This window comes from Promicromonospora sp. NPDC023805, assembly GCF_040639635.1.
Lineage (GTDB): Bacteria > Actinomycetota > Actinomycetes > Actinomycetales > Cellulomonadaceae > Promicromonospora.
Genome location: NZ_JBFAAH010000029.1, coordinates 57,701 through 79,140, shown reverse-complemented (window position 1 = coordinate 79,140; position 21,440 = coordinate 57,701). Strand labels below are relative to the sequence as shown.

The 21,440-nt window shown below is 71.2% G+C and carries 18 protein-coding genes; 10 read left to right on the top strand and 8 right to left on the bottom strand.

From position 1 onward, the window contains the following. Positions 1–136: 136 nt before the first annotated feature. Positions 137–817: a fasciclin domain-containing protein gene (locus AB0F70_RS23345; protein ID WP_357454100.1), complete on the bottom strand. Its 681-nt coding sequence runs from the start codon at positions 815–817 to the stop codon at positions 137–139. A 165-nt stretch (positions 818–982) separates the two neighbouring features. Between AB0F70_RS23345 and AB0F70_RS23340 the strand changes: the two genes are divergently transcribed. Then, complete coding sequence (locus AB0F70_RS23340; RefSeq protein WP_357454097.1) at positions 983–2,785, top strand: cytochrome c biogenesis protein CcdA; 1,803 nt, start codon at positions 983–985, stop codon at positions 2,783–2,785. A 25-nt stretch (positions 2,786–2,810) separates the two neighbouring features. Here the strand turns inward: AB0F70_RS23340 and AB0F70_RS23335 are convergent, their stop codons facing one another. From AB0F70_RS23335 to AB0F70_RS23315, 5 genes are all read right to left on the bottom strand, one after another. Continuing rightward, positions 2,811–3,605: a hypothetical protein gene (locus AB0F70_RS23335; RefSeq protein ID WP_357454094.1), complete on the bottom strand. Its 795-nt coding sequence runs from the start codon at positions 3,603–3,605 to the stop codon at positions 2,811–2,813. A gap of 70 nt (positions 3,606–3,675) precedes the next feature. Next, entirely contained in the window at positions 3,676–5,565 is a 1,890-nt protein-coding gene (locus AB0F70_RS23330; protein ID WP_357454091.1) for a serine/threonine-protein kinase, read from the bottom strand. Positions 5,566–5,707: 142 nt separating this feature from the next. After that, positions 5,708–6,820 carry a DNA alkylation repair protein gene (locus tag AB0F70_RS23325; protein ID WP_357454088.1) on the bottom strand — a complete coding sequence of 371 codons (1,113 nt, stop codon included), beginning with the start codon at positions 6,818–6,820 and terminating at the stop codon, positions 5,708–5,710. Positions 6,821–6,952: 132 nt separating this feature from the next. Next, on the bottom strand, positions 6,953–7,381 hold the full coding sequence (locus AB0F70_RS23320) for an organic hydroperoxide resistance protein (RefSeq protein ID WP_357454085.1): 429 nt from the start codon (positions 7,379–7,381) through the stop codon (positions 6,953–6,955). Positions 7,382–7,498: 117 nt separating this feature from the next. Further along, a complete protein-coding gene (locus tag AB0F70_RS23315) occupies positions 7,499–8,089 on the bottom strand; it encodes a TetR/AcrR family transcriptional regulator (protein ID WP_357454082.1) in 591 nt (196 codons plus the stop codon). A 185-nt stretch (positions 8,090–8,274) separates the two neighbouring features. Here AB0F70_RS23315 and AB0F70_RS23310 point away from each other — a divergent pair, with 185 nt between their 5' ends. Together AB0F70_RS23310 and AB0F70_RS23305 are read left to right on the top strand one after the other, a co-directional pair. Beyond that, positions 8,275–9,891 carry a hypothetical protein gene (locus AB0F70_RS23310; RefSeq protein ID WP_357454079.1) on the top strand — a complete coding sequence of 539 codons (1,617 nt, stop codon included), beginning with the start codon at positions 8,275–8,277 and terminating at the stop codon, positions 9,889–9,891. A gap of 48 nt (positions 9,892–9,939) precedes the next feature. After that, positions 9,940–11,511 carry a family 20 glycosylhydrolase gene (locus AB0F70_RS23305; protein WP_357454076.1) on the top strand — a complete coding sequence of 524 codons (1,572 nt, stop codon included), beginning with the start codon at positions 9,940–9,942 and terminating at the stop codon, positions 11,509–11,511. On the opposite strand, the gene rsmI is transcribed toward AB0F70_RS23305, so the two are convergent. After that, on the bottom strand, positions 11,512–12,387 hold the full coding sequence (rsmI, locus tag AB0F70_RS23300; protein ID WP_357454073.1) for a 16S rRNA (cytidine(1402)-2'-O)-methyltransferase: 876 nt from the start codon (positions 12,385–12,387) through the stop codon (positions 11,512–11,514). Positions 12,388–12,420: 33 nt separating this feature from the next. On the opposite strand from rsmI, the gene AB0F70_RS23295 reads away from it, so the two are divergent. Next, entirely contained in the window at positions 12,421–14,205 is a 1,785-nt protein-coding gene (locus AB0F70_RS23295; RefSeq protein WP_357454070.1) for a phospholipid carrier-dependent glycosyltransferase, read from the top strand. 15 nt (positions 14,206–14,220) lie between these two features. Here the strand turns inward: AB0F70_RS23295 and AB0F70_RS23290 are convergent, their stop codons facing one another. Continuing rightward, complete coding sequence (locus AB0F70_RS23290; protein ID WP_357454067.1) at positions 14,221–14,817, bottom strand: isochorismatase family protein; 597 nt, start codon at positions 14,815–14,817, stop codon at positions 14,221–14,223. Between the two features lie 145 nt (positions 14,818–14,962). Between AB0F70_RS23290 and AB0F70_RS23285 the strand changes: the two genes are divergently transcribed. From AB0F70_RS23285 to AB0F70_RS23260, 6 genes are all read left to right on the top strand, one after another. Beyond that, on the top strand, positions 14,963–16,222 hold the full coding sequence (locus tag AB0F70_RS23285; protein ID WP_357454063.1) for a PQQ-dependent sugar dehydrogenase: 1,260 nt from the start codon (positions 14,963–14,965) through the stop codon (positions 16,220–16,222). Positions 16,223–16,345: 123 nt separating this feature from the next. Further along, positions 16,346–16,711: a hypothetical protein gene (locus tag AB0F70_RS23280; RefSeq protein ID WP_357454060.1), complete on the top strand. Its 366-nt coding sequence runs from the start codon at positions 16,346–16,348 to the stop codon at positions 16,709–16,711. After that, positions 16,711–17,367, top strand: coding sequence for a nucleotidyl transferase AbiEii/AbiGii toxin family protein (locus tag AB0F70_RS23275; protein ID WP_357454057.1), 657 nt, complete (start codon positions 16,711–16,713; stop codon positions 17,365–17,367). Before AB0F70_RS23280 ends, AB0F70_RS23275 begins: the two co-directional genes overlap by 1 nt. Before the next feature lie 113 nt (positions 17,368–17,480). Then, complete coding sequence (metG, locus tag AB0F70_RS23270) at positions 17,481–19,202, top strand: methionine--tRNA ligase (protein WP_357454054.1); 1,722 nt, start codon at positions 17,481–17,483, stop codon at positions 19,200–19,202. 7 nt (positions 19,203–19,209) lie between these two features. Continuing rightward, a complete protein-coding gene (locus AB0F70_RS23265; protein ID WP_357454051.1) occupies positions 19,210–20,154 on the top strand; it encodes a TatD family hydrolase in 945 nt (314 codons plus the stop codon). Between the two features lie 93 nt (positions 20,155–20,247). After that, positions 20,248–21,417 carry a ubiquitin-like domain-containing protein gene (locus AB0F70_RS23260; protein ID WP_357454048.1) on the top strand — a complete coding sequence of 390 codons (1,170 nt, stop codon included), beginning with the start codon at positions 20,248–20,250 and terminating at the stop codon, positions 21,415–21,417. Positions 21,418–21,440 lie beyond the last annotated feature (23 nt).

Here is a 21,440-nt window from a genome sequence, read left to right as displayed (position 1 = left end):
TGCCCCCTCCCATCAAGTGTTCCACAACAACCACCCCGCTCACCCCCCCGCGCCGGCCGCCGGACACACCCCCCCCCCCCCCGGCGGCGCCCCCCCTGTCGAGACCCGGAGGGCCCGCTCAGCACTCAGGGCACTGTCACATCTTCGGCATGAGCACCGCGTCGACGAGGTAGACGGTCGCGTTCTGGGTCATCACGCCACCACAGATCACGTTCGCGTCGTTCACCTTGAGCTCGTCACCGCTGCCGGTCACCTCGAGGGTCTCGCCCTGGACGGTGGTCTGCTCGCCGACGACCTGGTCGGGGGTGAGCTGGCCGGGCACCACGTGGTACGTCAGGATCTGCGTCAGCAGGTCGCTGTCCTTGGACAGGGTGTCCATCGTCGCGGCGTCGATCGCCTTGAAGGCGTCGTCGACCGGCGCGAACACGGTGAACTCGTCGCCGTTCAGGGTGTCGACAAGGTTCACGTCGGGGTTCACCTCGCCGCTCACCGCGGCGACCAGCGTCTTCAGCAGCGGGTTGTTCGAGGCGGCCACGGCGACCGGGTCCGTCGACATGCCGGTGACCGAGCCGGGGCCGTCCGGCACCTGCTCGGCATATCCGGCGCAGCCGGGGCCCACGAGGTTGGCGGCCGGGTCGACCATGTTGTCGGTCGTCTCGTCCGTGGGCTCCTCCTCGGGAGCCGCGGTCTCCTCGCTCGCCGTGGTCTCGCTGCCGCCGGCCGAACCACCCTCCGAACCCGAGCAGGCCGTGAGGCCCAGCAGGGCGATGGCCGTGATGCCGACTGCTGCGTAGGACTTACGGGTACGAACGTTCATCGGTCTCTCCTCGGTGTGTCGTCGCTCTCGCGTTCTCACGGAGCGTCTTGCCCGTGGTTCGGAGCCGATCGCCAACCGGATGGGGCTGGATGCGCACGAGTTTTCCCGGCGGTCCCGAACCCTTGCCCGACCCATCCGGAACCGCCGGTGCGCCGAACCCGCCACATGGGAACCCTCATCGTCATCGGCCTCCTGGGAGGCCTCATCACCGGAATATCGCCATGCATCCTGCCGATGCTGCCCGTGATCTTCTTCGCGGGCGGCGTGCAGGGTGCGCGGACACGAGGCGCGGACGGCGCGCGACGCGCCGGCGAGGCCGGGACCGCTGCCGGCGGAGGTACGACCACCGCCGTGCGCACGCGGCGCTCCCTGCGCCCCTACATAGTGATCGCGGGCCTGGTCCTGAGCTTCAGTGTCTTCACGCTGCTCGGCTCCCTGCTGCTCTCGGTGCTGGGCCTGCCCCAGGACCTGCTGCGCTGGGCCGGCATCACCCTGCTCGTCCTGCTGGGCATCGGCATGATCGTGCCCCGCTTCGAGACAATCCTCGAGCGGCCCTTCCAGCGCATCGCCGTCTTCGGGGCCAAGCGTGGCGCCGCGCGGCAGGACCGGGGCGCCTTCGCCCTGGGCCTCGGCCTCGGCGTGCTCTACGTGCCGTGCGCCGGACCGGTGCTGGCCGCGATCACCGTCGCCGGGGCGACGGGCAACATCGGGGTCGAGACGGTGGCGCTCACCGTGTCGTTCGCCGTCGGCGCCGCCATCCCGCTGCTGGTCTTCGCGCTCGCGGGACGCCGGATCGCCGAGCGGGTGCAGGCCTTCCAGCGCCACACGACGGCGATCCGCACCGGCGGAGGCATCGTCGTCATCCTGCTGGCCGTCGCCCTCGCCTTCAACGTTCCCGCGGCCATCCAGCGGCTCCTCCCCGACTACACGGGGGCGCTGCAGCAGCGCATCGACTCCTCGGAGACCGTGCGCGAGGCGCTCGACCTCGGCGGCCTCGTGACCGACGAGAACCGTGAGCTGTCCAACTGCTCGAACGGCGCGCCGGTCCTGGAGGACTGCGGCACCGCGCCGGAGATCCGCGGCATCGACCAGTGGCTCAACACGCCGGACGGCAAGGCGCTCCAGCTGGAGGCGCTGCGCGGCCAGGTAGTGCTGGTCGACTTCTGGACCTACTCCTGCATCAACTGCCAGCGGTCCATCCCGCACCTGAACGCCTGGTACGACAGGTACGCCGACGTCGGCGAGGGCTTCGAGGTCATCGGGGTGCACACCCCCGAGTTCGCGTTCGAGCGCGAGACGCGCAACGTGATCCAGGGAGCGAAGGACCTCTCCGTTACCTACCCGGTCGCGCAGGACAACTCCTACGCGACCTGGACGGCCTACCGGAACCGCTACTGGCCGGCGCAGTACCTGATCGACGCGGACGGCACCGTGCGGCACATCCGGCTGGGCGAGGGCGGGTACGAGAACACGGAGAAGCTGATCCGCGAGCTCCTTACGGACGCAGACCCCGGCGTCGACCTGCCGGAGCCCACGACGGTCCAGGACGCGACGCCGCTCGACGAGATCACGCCCGAGACCTACTTCTCCATCAAGCGCGTCATCAACTACGCCGGCGAGCCGAGGTACGCGGCCGGCCGTCAGGAGTTCACGCTCGCCGACGAGCAGAAGCAGGACACCTTCTCGCTCGGCGGGACCTGGGAGGTCGACTTCCAGGGCGCGCGTGCGTTGTCCGACGACGCGCGGGTGCGCCTCGCGTACCGGTCGGCCGACGTCTTCGTGGTGCTCGGCGGGGAAGGCACCGTCGAGTCCACGGTGACCAGCGACGGCCGCTCGACGACCACGAGCATCGACGTCTCGGGCAACCCGAGGCTCTACCCGGTGCTCGAGGGCGACGGGCCGACCGAGGGGCTGGTGGACCTCGAGGTTCCAGAGGGCGTGCAGGTCTACACGATGACGTTCGGCTGATGCCCGACGGGTGCCCGCGAGGTGGTCAGACGTCGTCGAGCAGCAGGACGTCCGGCGGTACCAGGGTGCGGGTCTGCAGCAGCTCGGTGACGAGGTTGTGGTTCAGCATGTTGCCCACCGGCTCGCCGACCTCCTCGCGGGTCAGTCCGGGCACGCCCGCGCGCGAGAGCCGCCGTCGGACGCCCGACACGAGGTGCTCCACCCGCTTGCCGCTCCACTGCTCGTCGGGGTGCAGGGCGCCGAGGTCGGTGGCGACCTGCTGCCAGGTGCAGGGCTGCGGGTAGGCCTCGTGCAGCAGGTACTTCTGCGCGAGCGAGACGAGGGCCAGCCGCTCGTCGGCGCGGAGCTTCCACGGTTTGTCGCGCAGCGTCGCCGCGTCGGGCGCGGGCCGCGGCAGGCGCCCGTCCTGGTCCGCGACGTACAGCTCGAGCAGGTGCCGGCGCCTCGCCGTGCCGTTGACGAACACCGGGGTGTACCCGGCCTCGACCGGATAGGGGTCGTCCTCGGGGAACAGCGTCATCGAACGGGGCAGCTGGAGCGCGCGGTGACCGGTGTTGCTGAGCCACCACCGGCCGCCCCGGAACGTCACGGCGCCCTGGCTGCGGCTGATCCGCAGGTCGTCCTCACCGACGCAGACGTGCACCTCCGGGCGGTTGCGCCCGAACACCACTGTCCGCTCCTCCCTGGCACCGAGCCGGATGCCGCCCGACACGGAGAGGGCGTAGATGGTGTCCGGCTCGGATGTCGGCACGCCGAACGCCAGGCTCGCGTGGTTCGGTGAGAGCGGTTCGGTGCCCTCCATCTGTGGGATGTCCGTCATGGCGACCTCCAGGTGTTTCCCGTCCCGAGCGTGACATGCCATCCCCGGGACCCCTCCCGACGTCGTCCGGTCAGGACACCGCGGGAAGTCTTGCCGCCACCGGCTCGGCGATCTTCAGGAGGACGTCGCAGAGCTCGTCGACCGGCTCGCCGTCGTCCGCGAGGAGCTGGAGCTTGACCATCTCGGCGACGATGTCGCCGTCGCCGTCCACGCTGATCGCCACGCGGTTCACGATGGACACCAGGCACGAGTCAGCGGACCAGGAGGTGCCCTCGTCGAACACCTCGTGCCCGCTGAGGACGAAGCGCTCGCCGATCTCCTCCGAGGGCTCGTCGTTGTGCTGGAACATCACGCGCAGCTCTTTGCCGTCGTCGGTCTGCCACCGGCACTCCCACTCGGCGAACCCGACGACGGGGCGGTCGGCATCGACGCCGGGCAGCTGCTCGAGCGGCTCCCCGGCGAGCAGGTCGCACGCGCTCTGGGTGTAGAGCGAGCCCGGGGCCGTGGCCCGGGTGCGGCGCGGGATCTCACCGTCGTTGAGCACGGTGGTGACGTGGTCGAGGCTCGCCTCAGCGAACGCGCAGAGGTCGTCGACCTTGCCCACGTCCTGCGAGGTCTCCTGCCACTGCTCCTGCCACGCGTACAGCGAGATGTTGTAGTCGCCGCCGGGCAGGTAGAGCTCACGGCCGCACTCGTCGGGCAGTTCGTCCTCGTCGTTCACCACGGTGAACCCGTTGACCCGCCGGTTCGGCTCGCCAGGTTCGGCCGTGTCGTGCCAGATCGTGAGGTGGACCGCGATCACCGCGCCGTCGTCGGTCGTCACTATGACCTCGCAGCTGTTGAGGTCACCGTTGTCTGTGCGGTACCGCGTCTGGCCAAGAGCTCCGAGCGCCTCGACGTCGAGGAGCGCGCACGGGTCGGCGGTGGCCGGATCGCCGATGACGGCCGAGCTCGCTGTCGTGCTGTTGTCGGAGGGGTCCACCGCGCCGTCGGTGTGACCCGTGCCGGCTTCCGCGACGGGCGTCCCGCCCTGCGCCCGCCCGCGGTCCAGGGAGAACCAGACCGCTGCCGAGATCGCCGCCACCAGCACGACTGCGACGCCGGCTACCGCGAGGGCCCGGCTGGGGCGCCGTGGCCGCTGAGCCTGTCCGGGTCCGACGCCGGCTGTCGGGTCGCCGGCCAGAGCTGCCAGCTCCTGCCGGACCTGCTGGAGGCGTGGCCGGTCGCCGGGCTTCTTGGCCAGCATCCGCAGGATGACGGGTGCCGTGCTGCCCGACCGGCTGGGCGGGCTGACCTCCTCGGAGACCGTCTTCCACAGCAGGGCGTGCGCGTTGTCGTCGCCGAACGGCGAGGTGCCTTCGAGCGCGTAGTACAGGGTGGCACCGAGCGACCAGACGTCGGCGGCCTCGGTGAACCGCCCGCCCTTGGCCACCTCGGGCGCCAGGTAACCCGGGGTCCCGGTGAGCGCACCGGTGGCGGTGACCGTCACGTCGTCGTGCAACGGGCGGGAGATGCCGAAGTCGGCGAGCTTCGCGAACCCGTCGTCGGTCACCAGGACGTTCGCGGGCTTGACGTCCCGGTGCAGGACCCGGTGCTCGTGCACCGCCTCGAGGCCGCCGGCGAGCTGGGCGCCGTAGCGGGCCGCCTGCTCGACCGACAGCGGGCCGGCCTCGGAGAGCGGGCGACCGGCCACGTACTCCATGACCACCCACACCTCGCCGGCGTCATCGACCACGTCGAGCACGGCGACCACGTGGGGGTGGTTGATCCGCGCGAGCGTCTCGGCTTCGCGGCGGACCCGGTCAGCGCCGTCGTCGTCGCCGTCGTACCGCGTGCGCTTGAGCGCCACCGACCGCTCGTGCAGGCGGAGGTCGGCGGCTCGCCACACCTCGCCGTGGCCGCCGGAGCCGAGGCGTTCCTCGAGCCGGTACCGGTCGCCGATGATCTGTCCGCTCTGCACCTGTCGTCTCTCCCCCCGAAGGACATGTCAGTCCGTGCACCTCGGTCTATGCACCTCGGTCTATGCACTGTGCTGGAAAGACGCTAGTGCACAGCGTCTTGGGAGGACAGGGTCGGGTGCGGACCGGGGTCCCGCGCCGTCGTCAGGCGTCGACCGGCTGGCCCAGCTCGAACGAGGCCGGATCGGTGGCGACGCCGTTGACCTGGAGCGCGACGGCGTGCGGCCCCGGGTAGTAGCGGCGGGTCGTGATCGGCCGGAACGAGTGCTCACGGCTGAGCCGCACCCGCTCGCCGGGGGCGAGGGTGCGGGTGGTCAGCTTGAAGGTCTTGGTGGTCTGGGAGCCGTTGGCCTTTTGATGGTGGACGACGTAGTCGATGGACAGCCGGGCCTCCTCGGCGCCGACGTTGCGGACCTCCGCCGTGAACCGGAGCGTGCCGCCGAACGGCACGCGGACGCCGTCGAGCACCGGGCCGTCGATCTCGAGCGCGGCGGGTCCGAACCCGAGCAGCCCGAGGGCGCCCGGATGCCCGCGCTTGATCAGCGTGCGGAGCGCATGCCGGACGAGGCCATGGGTCGTCGCGACGGGTTCGGCGAGCCAGCGCCCGGCAGTGGCGACCACCAGCTCGGGATGGTCACGGCTGAGGTCGTTGAGGTGGTTGGCGACGGATCGGCGCACATAGTCGCTCTCGTCCCGGTACAGGGCGTCGAGGACAGGGACCGTAGCCCCGGGACGCGCGAGCAGGTCCGGCACGCGCACCGCCCAGGGCAGGTACGGGCGCGTGCCCTCGCTGGCCAGCCTGCGCACGTCGACGTCGTCCGACCGGGCCCAGTCCGCGGCGATGCCGAGGGCGCGGTCCAGGTCGTGGCGCAGGAGGGTGCGGACGGCGAACTCCGCGGTGAGGCGCCCGGTGAGCTCGGCCAGGAGGGCCATCGCGTCATCGAAGGCGGCGTCGGTCTTCTCCTCGACGGCCCTGACCGCCACGGCGCTCGTGACGGGCCAGATCAGCCAGCCGGTGAACGGCGTCGCGCCGTCGCGCGCCGCGCGGACCACGCGGGCGAGGTCCGTGTACCCGCCCGGTAGGTCGGCCAGCAGCGCGTCGCGCAGGACGTCCGCCCGCTCGCGGAGCGAGAGCTCACCCAGCCGGCCGACCGTCGCGGGCAGCGCGCGCAGGGCGATGCCCGGTGCCGCCGTGGCCACGGACTCGGTGAGGGTGGTGGCCGTGCGGTCACTGATGAGCTGGTCGGCGAACGGCATGCGGGTCCTTCTCGACGAGGGCGGGTGTGTCAGAGGCTCAGGCCACCATGGTGACCTGAGCCTCTGACACTGACGCTCGACGAGCTCGGGCTCTATATCTGCTGTCGCCCGAGCCTGCGGTTCCGCTCCGGCTCAGGCGACGGTGGTGTCGACCGTCACCGGGATGTTGCCGCGCGTCGCGTTCGAGTACGGGCACATGGCGTGCGCGCCCTCGACCAGCTTGTCGGCGGTCTCCTGGTCCACTCCGGCGACCTCGACGTGCAGCGCGGCGCTCAGGCCGTAGCCGCCGCCGTCCAGCGGAGCGAGACCGACCTCGGCGATCACCGCGGAGTCGTTGATCTTCACCTTGTGCGCGGCGGCCACGGACTTCAGCGCGCTGTGGAAGCACGCCGCCCAGCCGGCGGCGAACATCTGCTCCGGGTTGGTGCCCCCGCCCGGGCCGCCCATCTCGGTCGGGATGGCCAGGTTGAGGTCCAGCACGCCGTCGTCGGACACGACCTGGCCTCCGCGGCGGCCGTCTCCGGTGGACGTCGCGACCGCTGTGTAGATGGTGTCAGCCATGTTCCGCTCCTTCTCGAGGCCGGTGCGCGTGCGGCGCCGACCATGTAGACGAACTAGTACGTCTACCGTAAGGGGTGCTGTGGCTCGGCACAAGTGACAGGGCGGAGCAGGTGCGGTCTATGTGGGTGAGCCGGCCCGGGCGGCGTCGACCACCGCGAAGATCGCGCGCTCCAGGGCGCTGCCCACCCGGGACGGGTCGTCGAGGTAGCCGGTGAGCATGGCGCCGTCGCGCAGCATCATCAGCTCGTCGGCCGCCTGCTCCGGGTCGGCCACGCCCAGCTGCCCGGCCATCGTGGCGAAGGTCTGCCGGTACCAGGCGCGGTGCTCCGCGACGGTCTTCCGGACCTGGCTGTCCGGGTCGGCGTACTCGGCTGCCGCGTTGATGAACGAGCAGCCGCGGAACCCCGGGCGGCACGTCTCGGTGCCGACGGCGCGGGCGAACCGGCGGAGGGCCTCGGCGTCGTCGCCGGTGGCCGCACGCACGGCGTCCAGCGCCTGGCGCTCCCAGGCGGCCTGCCGTTCGAGGTAGGCAACCACCAGCGTGTCCTTGGTGCGGAAGTGGCGGTAGAACGTGACCTTGGTGATCCCGGCGCGCTCGATGATCTTGTCCGCGCTCACCGCACGGATCCCCTGCGAGTAGAACAGCTCGGTCGCCGCGTCGAGGATGCGGTCCCGGGTGGTCGGGCCGCCCGATGTGGTGGTGCTCATCGCGCCATCTGCTTCCGTGTTCGTTTCCGGATGATCGGAACGAACAGTCTACGCGGAGGTGTACTGACGAGTTCGTCTACCTCGGTCGTTCGCGTCCGACTTGTTCACCCGGCGGTCGGCTCGCGTTGGGATCGCCGCCACCCCGGGGTTTCCACATACCGCCGTCGTGGGGGAGAATGTGACCCGTGGTCATCCGGAACGCCCGATTCGTCCCGCACCACCGATCTGCGTCCGCTGCGGCTCTGCTCGCGGCAGCCGCCCTCGTCCTCGCCGGCTGCACGGTGCCGAGGGCCGAGGGCGTCGACGGCAGGACGGGGGAGAATTTTCAGGTCCGTGAACCGTCCGGGCCGGCACTCGTGCTCGACTCGACGGACCCCGCAGAGCTCGCCCTCACCGCGAGCCAGGCCTTCTTCCATGCGTCTCCCGTAGCCGTGTTCGCATCGGCCGACGACGACGACGCGCGCTCGACCGCCGCGGCCACCGGAGCCGCCGTCACCGCCCCCGTGCTCCTCACCGACGGTGGTGTCTCGGACGACAACCTCGTCACGGAGCTCGAACGGCTCGGCGCGAGCACAGTCGTCGTCATCGGTGACGAGGCCGCGGTCGCCGCCGCCGGCGAGGCCACGGGCAAGGCGGAGGTGGTCCGGTTCGACCCGGGTGCGCTGAGCGCGGCCGCAGAGGCCGCCGCCTCCGCGGGTCGTGGCGGAGGCGACAAGAAGCAGAACGTGACCAAGGTCGAGATGCCCACCGCCGACCGCCTCGACGCGGGCAAGGTGGACGGGCTCCGCTCGGAGATCCCCGACGTCGCGGACCCGGAGCTGCTGGAGGAGATCCTCGTGGCGGTGGACCCGAAGCTCGGGCAGGAGGCGGCGATCGGCACGGCGCTCGCCGCGGGCGCCGTCCCGGTGGTGGTCCCGGGCGGCAGCGTCGTCGCCGGGCCGGAGACCGTCGAGACCATCCGTACCCTCCAGCCGCTCGGCGTGGTCGGGATCGGCGGCGGGTTCGGCTCGGCCGACGAGCTGGGCTGGCAGGTGGCCGTGGCGACGTCCGGCGCGACACTGCCCGACGGCGGGCTCCGGCTGTTCCCCGGCCGGTACATATCGACGTCGTACACCGTGCCCGCCGGGTCCACCGACCCGGCCGCCGACGCCGCCGGCGCCGTGGCCGCAGCCAGCGCCAACGGTGAGCTGCTGGGCGGCGCGCCCCTGGTCACCATCACCGCGAACCTGCGATCCGACGCGGCGGGGGAGGACGGCGACCACGTCGACGAGCAGCCGCTGGAGCTGCTCGCACCGGCGGTCGACGCGATCCGCGCGGCAGGCCAGCTCGTGCTGCTCGACGTCGCGCCCGGCAACAAGCCGCTGGCCGCGAAGCTCAAGGAGATCGAGCCGCTGCTGGTCAAGCCGGGCGTCGGCCTGTCGGTGCACCCGGAGTTCCGGGTGGCCGGCAACGGTGCGGAAGCGGGCGCGGTGCCCGTCGCGGAGCTGCAGGCGGTGGTCGACCGGCTCGCCGAGATCGCGACGGCGCGTGGCCTTCCGCAGATCATGCTGGAGGTGCACCAGTCCACGGCGGCGTCCGTGGTGGACCGGGCGGCTCTGCGGGTCCCGCCGCAGGTGGCTGTGGTCTTCACCGCCGCGGGCCCGGGCGAGGGGCAGGCCACGGCGGACGGCGTGTGGGCCGACGTCGCCGGCGACATCCCCGCGGGTACCTTCCTGGGCTGGTCCGCGCCCAGCTCGGTGCCGACCGACCCCACCAGCATCATGCCCACCGAACCGCTCCTGGGTCTGGTCTCCGCCGGCTGAACCTGCGAAACTGCGGGCAACCACCGGAGCGAAGGGGCCCTAACAATCGTGACAACCGTGAGCAGCGGCGCGGGCATCGTCGCCGACGCCGTCATCCCAGCACCTGTCGAGCTCGAGCCGGCCGAGGGGGTGCTGGACCTCACGACGGTCACCGTCCACGCGGCTGACGGCACTGTCGCGGGCCTCGTGGGCGAGCTTCTCGCCGCCGCGGGCGCCCTGGTCGTACCGGACGGCGGGGTGCCGGTGACCCTGACGCCGGATCCCGCAGCGGGCCCCGCCGGCTCCGGCAACCCCGAGCGCTACACGCTGACCGTGACCACCGACGGCGTGACCGTCGCGGCGCCCGAGCGGAGCGGCCTGCTGCACGGTGTGCGCACCCTGCGGCAGCTCGTCGCCGCCGGCCGCCGGGAGGCCGGCGGCCCGCTCGAGGTGGGCGCCGTCGTCGTGCGGGACGAGCCGCGGTACGCGTGGCGCGGGCTGTCGCTGGATGTGGTGCGGCACTGGTTCGGGCCGGCGGACCTGCGAGCCGTCGTGGACCTCGTGGGCTCGTACAAGTTGAACCGGCTGCACCTGCACCTGACCGACGACCAGGGCTGGCGGCTGGAGATCCCGTCCCGTCCCGCGCTGACGGAGAAGTCGTCGCAGGGTGCGGTGTCGGGCGCGACGGGCGGGTTCCTCACCGCGCAGGAGTACCGCGAGCTGCAGGAGTACGCGGCCGAGCGGGAGATCGTCGTGGTGCCGGAGATCGACGTCCCCGGGCACGTCAACGCGGCGACCCACGCCTACGGCGAGCTCATGCCCTCCGGCGAGCCGACCGACACCTATGACGGGATCGAGGTCGGCTTCTCGAAGCTGCACATCGACCTGCCGGCCACCGAGCCGTTCCTGCGGGACGTGTTCACCGACGTCGCGCGCATGACGCTGGGGCCGTGGGTGCACTTCGGCGGCGACGAGGTGCTGGTGATGCAGCCCGAGGAGTTCGGCCGGTTCGTGGCGCTGTGCCAGGAGGTCATCGCGGGTGCGGGCAAGACTCCCGTCGCGTGGCAGGAGGCCGCGGGCTCAGCGCACGGCGACCAGGCGGCGGTTGCGGCGCTGGCGGGCGACCCTGCGGCGTTGGGCGCTGAGGCGTCGGGCGCCGGGGCGTCCGACGGCGAGGAGCCCTCGCTCGTCCGCCCCGGCACGGTGCTGCAGTACTGGGACACCCGGCCCGACCCCGCGCCGTTCGTGCGCGCCGCGCGGGCCGGTGCGAAGTTCGTGATGTCCCCCGCCGACCGGGCGTACCTCGACATGAAGTACACGCCAGAGCATCCGCTGGGCCAGCAGTGGGCGGCGTTCGTCGAGCTGCGCGACTCCTACGACTGGGACCCGGCGGCCCTGATCGACGGCCTGCCCGAGTCGGCGATCGAGGGCGTCTCGGCCGCCGTCTGGACCGAGACCCTGCAGAGCCGCGACGACCTGTTCTCGATGCTGCTGCCCCGGCTCGCCGCGGTGGCGGAGACCGCGTGGTCGCGGCCGGAGGCGAAGGACTGGGAGTCGTTCCGTGCCCGCGTGGCGGTGGAGGCGGCCACCTGGCGTCGCGAGGGCGCGACCTACCACCCGACCCCCCAGATCGACTGGTGACTACTTCGAGGGGCGGGCGGCCAGGGCGGCCGCGTAGAGGTCCCGCTTCGGGACGCCTGCCGTCTCCGCCACCTCGGCCACCGCTGCCTTGAGGCGTTCACCGGCTGCGACCCGCTCCAGGACCTCGCCCACCACGTCGTCCACGCTCGCGTGCACCTCGGGTGCGCCGCTGACCACCACGCAGATCTCGCCGCGGAGCTGCTCCGCCGCCGCCCGCTCGGCGAGGTCCGCGAGCGGGCCGCGCAGCACCTGCTCGTAGGTCTTGGTGAGCTCACGCGCGACGGCGGCGGGCCGGGTCTCCCCGAAAGCGACGGCCATGGCGGCCAGCGTCTCCGCTATCCGGTGTGGCGCCTCGAAGAACACCATGGTGCGCGGCTCCGTCGCCAGGGCGCCGAGCGTCCGGGCGCGGTCGCCGGCCTTGCGCGGCAGGAAGCCCTCGAAGGTGAACCGGTCGGTCGGCATGCCGGAGAGCGCCAGCGCCGTCAGCACCGCGCTCGGCCCGGGGGCCGCGGTGACGCGCAGGTCGCGCTCGATGGCGCGCTCCACGATCCGGTAGCCCGGGTCCGAGACGGAGGGCATCCCTGCGTCGGTCACGACCACCACCGTGCCGCCCGCTGCGACCACGTCGAGCAGCTCGTCGGCCCGTGCTGTCTCGTTGTGCTCGTGGTAGCTGGTCACCCGGCCGCGCACCTCGACCCCGAGCCGGCCGACCAGCCCGTGCAGACGGCGGGTGTCCTCCGCGGCCACGACGTCGGCCTGGGCCAGCAGGCGGATCAGCCGCGGTGAGGCGTCCTCCGTGTTGCCGATCGGCGTGGCGGCCAGGACGAGGGAGCCGGCCTCGGGCGCGGGCCCGGGAACCAGGGACGGTTCGGTCATGAACCACAGGGTCCCACGCTCTATGCTGGCCCGGTGTCTCAGCAGCCTGACGCCACAGGAGCGCATTTCGCCGCAACGGAGCAGGCTCTGCCCGGAACGTACGGCGCGCACATGCGCCGTGAAGCCGTCGCGGGCCACATGACGCGCACCGGGTCGTTCCCCGCAGTCGGACAGCGGGCTGCGGAGCCCGCACCCCCGGTGCGTGAACGACTCCTGCGCGATCTGCTGGGCGAGCGCCGTCTCGCGCTCGGGCGGAGCGTCAGCGACCGGTTCTGGGGCGTGCTCGGCGCGCTCGTCGTGACGGCGATCGCCGCCGGAGCGCGGCTGTGGGAGCTCGGGCGCCCTGGCAAGCTGGTCTTCGACGAGACCTACTACGTCAAGGAGGGCTGGTCGCTGGCCAGCCTCGGCTTCGAGGCGGCGTGGCCCGACAAGCCGAACCCGGCGTTCGAGGCGGGCGACGTCAGCTCGTACAAGACCGACGAGGCCGAGTACGTGGTCCATCCGCCGGTCGGCAAGTGGATGATCGCCATCGGGATGCGCCTCATGGGCGGGGCACAGGACCCGATGCACTGGCGCATCGCCAGCGCCGTGATCGGCATCCTGGCCGTGCTGCTGATGGTGCGGATCGCCCGGCGCATGTTCTCGTCCACCATGCTGGGTCTGGTCGCGGGCCTGCTGCTCGCGGTCGACGGCGAGGCGATAGTGCACTCGCGCACGGGCCTGCTGGACCAGTTCCTCATGTTCTGGGTCCTCGTCGCGTTCGGCTGCCTGGTGCTGGACCGGGAGTGGGCCCGACGTCGGCTCGCCGACCGCGTGGCGCACATCGTCGACGCGGGCGGGGCGATCGGCAAGTACGGTCCGCGGCTGGGGTTCCGCGGCTGGCGGTTCGCGGCCGCTGTGTCGCTGGGCCTCGCGTGCGGCGTCAAGTGGTCGGGCCTGTACTTCGTGGCGGCGTTCTGCATCCTCACCGTCGTCTGGGACATGACGGCACGGCGCACCGCGGGCGTCGAGCGCTGGTGGGAGGACGCGCTGGTGGTCGACGCCGTCCCGGCCGCCCTGATCGTGCTGCCCACCGTGGTCGCCGTGTACATCGCCACCTGGTCCGCCTGGTTCGCGCACCCGAAGTCGTACCTGCGCAACTGGGCAGACGTGAACGGCGTCGCGCCGCCGTCGTGGTGGCCGGACTGGGGCTGGGCGCAGGGCGCCTGGGAGGCCGGGCGGTCGCTGTGGGAGTACCACAAGATGATGTGGGACTTCCACACGGGCCTCGACTCGGACCACAACTACGCGTCGCACCCGCTCGGCTGGATAGTGCAGTGGCGTCCGACGTCGTTCTACTGGGACAAGTACACGCCGGGCCAGGGTCCTTGCCCCGCCGACGCCGTGAGCGACTGCGCGACCGCCGTGACGTCGCTCGGCAACCCGCTGCTGTGGTGGCTCGGCGCGGTGGCGATCCCCATCGTGCTGGTGCTCGCCATCCGGTTCCGCGACTGGCGCGGCGCCGCCGCTCTGACGGGGATCGCCGCGGGCTGGCTGCCCTGGTTCCAGTACTCCTGGCCGCTGGCCGACCGGACCATCTTCACCTTCTACACGATCGTGTTCACGCCGTTCGTGATCCTGGCCCTGGTGTACCTGCTGGCCATAGGGATCGAACGGACCTCGCGCAGGAGCGGTGACCGGCGCATAGTGTGCTGGCTCGCGGCCGTGGTGGTGGTGCTGATCGTGGGCGTGAGCGTGCTCTACTACCCGATCTGGACGGCGATGCCGGTGCCCTACGACTACTGGCAGCGGCTCATGGTGCTACCGAGCTGGATCTGACCGCACCACCGCTGATCAGACGGCGGACGAGTCGCGCAGGTCCACGCCGGCGGCCGTCAGCTCCCTCTCCGCGATCTCGCCCTGCGCCTCCGACACGGGGATCGTGAGGTCGGTCAGCACCCGGGCCGCCAGTCCCGCGCGGCGGGCGTCGAGCGCGGTGTGCTTCACGCAGTGCGACTCCACGAGGCCGACGACGTCGACGGCGGTGATCCCGGCGTCCTCCAGGACCGTCGCGAGCGTGCGTCCGTGCTCGTCCGCGCCCTCGAAGCCCGAGTACCCGTGCGAGTACTGGCCCTTCTTGAGCCGGACGTCCGGGTCGAGGTCGGCCAGCGCGGGATGCAGCTCGGCGTTGGGCGTGCCGGCGACGCCGTGGGGCGGCCAGGAGTCGACGAAGTCGGGGGTGTCGCTGAAGTGCTCGCCCGGGTCGATGTGCCAGTCCTGCGTGGTCACCACTGTGGCGTACCGGTCGTGGTGGGCCGCGGCGTAGGCCGCGACGCGGTGCGCTATCTCGTTCGCACCCTCGGTGGCCAGCTCGCCACCTTCGCAGAACGTGGGCTGGACGTCGACGACAACGAGGGCCCGCCGTACGGGCTCGGACTCGGTGAGGCTCATGACTTCTACTCTGCCACTGCGGCAGGGGGGCGGGCCCTGACCGTCCAGCCCAACACACTGCACGCGACACACCGATGACGGGAGGCAGTGTGTAGGGGTCGCAAAAATTCCGACCGGCCGCAGCCGCTGGGTGCTTGGATGAGGCATGGATTCCATCACCTCAAGGCTGCGGCGCTCGGGTTCTGCCATCGCTGGGTCGGCAGGTGTGGCCCTGCTGCTCCTCGGCTGTACCGGCTCGCCCGAACCGGGCGTCGTGTCGCCGACCCCGACGGTCTCGACGACCTCCGCGGCGTCGGGCTCGACGTCGGGCGACGACCCCTGGGACGGGCAGGTGACTGCCGACGTCGAGGTGGTCGTGCAGGAGCTCCCGGTCCCGTGGGGCTTGGCCCCGCTGCCGGACGACACCTTCCTCGTCACGATGCGGGACGGCGCCATGCTCGCGAGGGTCCACCCGAGCGGTGGTGCCGACCAGAGCGGTGGTGGTGTCGAGTACCTCGCCTGGTCGAGCGGAGCAGAGGAGCTCGCCGAGCAGACCGTGGCCGACGGTGAGGGCGGGCTCCTGGGCGTGGCCGTGGACCCGGAGGACGCCGGTCCGGTGATGACGGTCTTCCTGTACCGCACGGGGGAGACGGACAACGCAGTGCTACGGGCCGAGCTGGACCTCGACAGCGGAGTCCTGCGCGACCTCAGGACCGTCCTCGACGGCATCCCCAAGGCCTCGAACCACAACGGCGGCCGGATAGCGTTCGGGCCGGACGGCTACCTGTACGTCGCGACCGGCGACGCCGGTGACCCCGCCAACGCGCAGGACCCGGAGTCGCTGGCCGGCAAGATCCTGCGCATCACGCCGGACGGCGAGCCGGCGCCCGGCAACCCGGATGCCGGCTCACCCGTGTGGTCGATGGGCCACCGCAACGTGCAGGGCCTCGGCTGGGACTCCAGCGGGCGGATGTTCGCCGGTGAGTTCGGCCAGGACGAGCTCGACGAGCTGAACGTCATAGAGCCCGGCGGCAACTACGGCTGGCCCGAGGTCGAGGGCCCGGGCGACGAGGCCGGATTCATCGACCCGGTGGCCTGGTGGCCGACGGCGGAGGCGTCGCCGTCGGGCATCGCCGTCACCGAGGAGGCCGTGTACCTGGCGTCCCTGCGGGGCGAGCGCCTGTGGCGCGTGCCGCTGCTCGGAGACGCATCGGCAGTGGCGGACGGCGAGAGCCCCGGTTTCGGTGAGCCGCAGGCGCTGCTGGAGGGGGAGTTCGGCCGGCTCAGGGCGGTGCACGCAGGGCCCGACGGCGAGCTCTACGTGCTGACGAGCAACACCGACGGCAGGGGCGAGCCGCTGAGGGCGGAGGTCGGCCCGCTGATCGACGACAGGCTGCTGCGGGTCACGCTGGCGCCGTCCGAGTAGCCCCGGCGTGGGCGTTCGCGCACAGTTGCAGACGACTAGGGGTGTGGATAGCCTGGAAGGCGAGAGCGTGCCGCGTCGTAGGCTCGGAGCATCGTCGAGCCGAGCCCGGAAGGGGTGAGCAGAATGTCCGTAGAACCCGGTGCGTACCGGACGGTGTCGCGCGGCTACGTCTACGCCGACCACATCCCGTACGCCACCCCGGATTCGCTCGACGACCTGCGAGGGCCGACGTCGGGTGTGGTGACCGTCGGGCCGCATATCGACACGAGCACCGACCCCACGTACGAAGTCGCCAACCCACAGCGGGCGCGTGAGCTGTACAGCGCGACCGTCCGCGACGGAACCGCCTCCGACCATGTGCGGATACTGGACCGCGGTCTCCTGCTACGGCTCTGGCCGAAGCTGACCCTGCCGAGCCGGTGCCGAGCGGTCTGGGAGCAGAGATTCCCGGAGCTCGCGGCCCGAAGCCGGAAGATGCGGATCGCCTGATGGTGCCATTCCACGAGCGCCTCGCCCGGATCGGGCTCGAGGCGCTGGAGAGCCATGGCTTCGTCCTCGCTGGTGGCTACGCGATCTCGGCCCACGGAATCGGCGACCGGCCGTCCGCCGACGTCGACCTGTTCACCAATGTCTACGCGCCGGGCTTGTTCGAGATCTCTGTCGCCAGACTGCGGGCGGCGTTCCTGGCCTCCGGTCTTTCCGTGCACGACAACCGGATCGGTCAGACCTTTGCGGACTTCAGTGTGACCGACGAGACGACTCAGGAGACGAGCTCGATCCAGCTCGGTGTGAACTACCGCGAGTTCGCACCCGCGACGTTCGAGGTCGGCCCTGTACTGGACGTCCGGGACGCCGTGGCGGGAAAGATGAGCGCGCTCTGGTCGCGAGGCGAGACCCGAGACTTCATCGACATCGACGCGGTGGTGCGCTCGGGGCGATTCTCGCGCGACGCGGTGCTCGACATCGGGGACAAGCAGGAGGCGCTGCCGTTCGACCGGGCGATTCTGGCGGACCGTTTTCGCTCCGTGCGTACCAAGACCCCGGAGTCATTCAAGGTGTACGAGGTGGGTGACGCTTGGCGGCTCTCGATCGTCGAGCACTTCCTCGAATGGGCCGACGAGGTCGACCCCGCCGTCGTCCGCTGACTGCCGCCGCGGCGGGGTAATCCTGGAACCACAGCCATCGGCCAATTCGCTGGGCCCGGGGCTCTAGGATTGGAGAGCAGTTTTCCCGTCCTTACGAATTGGAGCATCCAGCGATGGCTCGCCACCTTGTCACCAGTGCGCTTCCGTACATCAACGGCATCAAGCACCTGGGGAACATGGTCGGGTCGATGCTCCCGGCCGACGTCTATGCGCGGTACCTGCGGCAACGCGGCCACGAGGTGCTGTACATCTGCGCCACCGACGAGCACGGCACGCCCGCGGAGCTCGCCGCGGCCAAGGCCGGACAGCCCGTCGCGGAGTTCTGCGCCCAGGCGTACGAGACGCAGAAGGAGATCTACGACGGCTTCGGCCTGACGTTCGACTACTTCGGCCGCAGCTCGTCACAGCAGAACGCGGAGATCACGCAGCACTTCGCGCGGCGCCTGCACGAGAACGGGTTCATCGAGGAGCGCGCCATCCGGCAGGTGTACTCGCCGGTCGACGGGCGCTTCCTGCCCGACCGTTACGTCGAGGGCACGTGCCCTCACTGCGGCTACGACAAGGCACGCGGCGACCAGTGCGAGAACTGCACCCGTGTGCTGGACCCGACCGACCTGATCAACCCGCGCTCGGCGATCAGCGGCTCCACCGAGATCGAGGTGCGCGAGACGACGCACCTGTTCCTGCTCCAGTCGAAGCTGCAGGGCGAGGTCGAGGCGTGGATCGACGAGAACAGCAAGGAGTGGCCACTGCTGTCGACGTCTATCGCGCGCAAGTGGCTCGCCGAGGGGCTGCACGACCGCGCGATCACGCGTGACCTGGAGTGGGGCGTGCCGGTCCCGGCCGACACGTGGCCGGAGCTCGCCGCCGCCGGCAAGGTCTTCTACGTCTGGTTCGACGCCCCGATCGAGTACATCGGCGCCACCAAGGAGTGGGCGGACGTCGCTGCCGACGGCGAGCCGCGGGACTGGAAGTCCTGGTGGTACGAGGCCGCCGACGTCCGTTACACGCAGTTCATGGCCAAGGACAACGTCCCGTTCCACACGGTGATGTTCCCGGCCACGCAGCTCGGCGTCCGCGAGCCGTGGAAGATGGTCGACTACGTCAAGGGCTTCAGCTGGCTCACGTACTACGGCGGCAAGTTCTCGACGTCGCAGCAGCGCGGCGTCTTCACCGACGCCGCCCTGGAGATCCTGCCGGCCGACTACTGGCGGTACTTCCTGATCGCGAACGCGCCGGAGTCCGACGACTCCTCGTTCACGTGGGAGCACTTCGCCGGGACGGTGAACAAGGACCTGGCCGACACGCTCGGCAACTTCGTGAACCGGGTACTGACGTTCTCCGCCAAGCGGTTCGGGAACACCGTCCCCGCCGGCGGCGAGCCGGGCGAGGCGGAGGTGAAGCTCGGGGCAGAGGTCACGCGCCTCCTGGCCGAGCTCGAGGAGCACATGGAGGCGCTCCAGTACCGCAAGGCCAGCAACGCCTTGCGGGCGCTCTGGTCGGCGGGCAACGCGTACCTCGTCGAGAAGGAGCCCTGGAAGCAGGTCAAGACGGACGAGGACGCCGCCGCGGTGACCCTGCGCACCGCGATGAACCTGATCCACCTGTACGCCGTGGTGTCCGAGCCGTTCATCCCGGCGAGCGCGGCGACGCTGCGCGGGGTGTTCGCGCTCGACGACGACACCACGACCTGGGTGACTCCGGAGGCGGCGGCTGCGCTCTCCGTTGTGCCCGCCGGCGCGAGCTTCACGGTGCCTCCGGTGCTGTTCGCCAAGATCAGCGACGAGGGCCTGGAGGGGTTCCGCGAGCGGTTCGGCGCGGGGTCGGTGGACTGACCCGAAGATGGCGAAGCGCACGCGCGAGCGCGGTTTTCCGGCCGATCCGGAGCCGCTGCCCGTACCCGTGGTGGACAACCACACCCACCTCGACCACATCGACGCGGTCCTCACCGACGTAGCGCCGGACGGCGAGCCGGCGGGCCAGGCCTGGCCACCCACGGTGGCCGACCACCTGGCCCGCGCGGCGCGTGCGGGCGTGGACCGGGTGGTCCAGGTGGGCTGCGACCTCCCGTCTGCCCGCTGGACCGCCAATCTCCTCAGCACTCAGCAGGCTGGGGTGGTGGGGGCGCTCGCCATTCATCCGAACGAGGCGACCCTGCACGCCGGGGTGCTCGAGGTGGGGCCGGACGGGCTGACTCCCGAGGTCGAGGAGCACCATGCGGTGAGCCTCGACGACGCCGTCGCGGAGATCGCCGACCTGGCCAAGGGCAGCCCGCGTGTCCGGGCGATCGGCGAGACCGGCATGGACCTGTTCCGCACGGGCCCGCGCGGCGAGCAGGCTCAGCGGGCGAGCTTCCGCGCGCACATCGCCCTGGCCAAGGAGCTGGGCCTGGCCCTGCAGATCCACGACCGGGACGCGCACGCCCAGGTCATCGAGGTCCTGCTGGCGGACGGCGCCCCCGAGCGCACCGTCTTCCACTGCTTCAGCGGCGACGTCGAGATGGCCCGCGTCTGCGCCGAGAACGGTTGGTACCTCTCGTTCGCCGGACCGGTCACGTTCAAGGCGAACGACGACCTCCGGGCCGCCCTGACGGCGGCGCCGCGGGAGCTGATCCTGCTGGAGACCGACGCTCCCTACCTCACGCCGCACCCGTTCCGGGGACAGCCGAACGCCCCCTTCGCGGCGGCCCACACGGTCCGGGCGATGGCGGCCCATCTCGAAGAGGACCTCGGCACGTTGTGCACCGACATCACCGCGAACTCGGAACGGGTCTACGGCAATTGGTGAGAATGGCGCGTTGAGGCGAATAATTCGGCATTTCATTTCATGGCCGCGCGGCTTTTCCCGGAGGGATTGTTCCGTTACGGTCTGGTGCTCGTGGTGAGGTACGCACGGCCGTGGCTCGAGAGCAGAGCGGCCCGCTGGGTGGTCCGTGGCGCCGTCGTCGGCACGCTCGCTGCTGTGACCGGTGTCTACGTCGTCAACGCGAACGTCCTGACCATCGACTACAACGGCGAGATCCATACCGTGGGTGTCTACGGGGACACCGTCAGCGAGGCCCTCGCGTCGCAGCACATCGAGCTCGGGCGGGACGACGTCGTGCAGCCGGCTGCCACCTCCGGCGTCGGACAGGGCGGCACGGTGGTGGTCCGGACCAGCCGCGAGGTCACCGTCGAGCTCGACGGCCAGATCATGACGCTCCGCACCACCGCAGGCACCGTCGGCGAGCTGCTGGCGGCGCTGGGGCCGCGCGGCGACGGTGCGCTCGCCACCGCCTCCCGTACCACGCGGCTGGACCGCGACCCCGTCCGGTTCTCCACGGTCAAGCAGGTCAACATCGCCGTGGACGGCTCGGTGCTCGAGTTCCACACCACGCAGTCGACGGTGCGGGGCCTGTTCGACGAGGCGGGTATCGCCCTGGCCGACGCCGACGTCACCTCCGTACCGCTCGACGCCGCGGCGGTCGACGGGATGGTCATCATGGTCAGCCGCGACGCCTCGTCGTCGCGCACGGTGACCGAGGTGCTCCCGTTCGAGACCGAGACGATCGAGGACCCGAGCCTTCCGGAAGGCTACGAGTCGATCCGTACCGCTGGTGTGGCCGGCGAGGTCAAGGTGACGTACGCGGTGAAGATCGTGGGCGGGGCCGTCGTCGAACGCACGGAGGTGGGGCGCAAGGTCACCCGGAAGCCGGTGAACGAGGAGGTGGTGGTGGGGACCATGGACGTAGCCACCGCCCCGGTGGATCCCGGCTCCGCCCGGGCACTGGGTCAGGCGATGGCTGCCGAGCGCGGCTGGGGCGCCGACGAGTTCTCGTGCCTGGACCAGCTCTGGGAGAAGGAGAGCGGCTGGCGCTGGAATGCCGACAACCCGAGCAGCAGCGCCTACGGCATCGCGCAGGCGAACCCGGGCTCCAAGATGGCCACGGTCGGCAGCGACTGGCTGACGAACCCGGCCACCCAGATCGAGTGGGGTCTCGGCTACATATCCGGGCGTTACGGAACACCGTGCGGCGCGTGGGCGCACTCGGTGGAGATCGGTTGGTACTGATCCACGTTCTCCCCAAACGACAT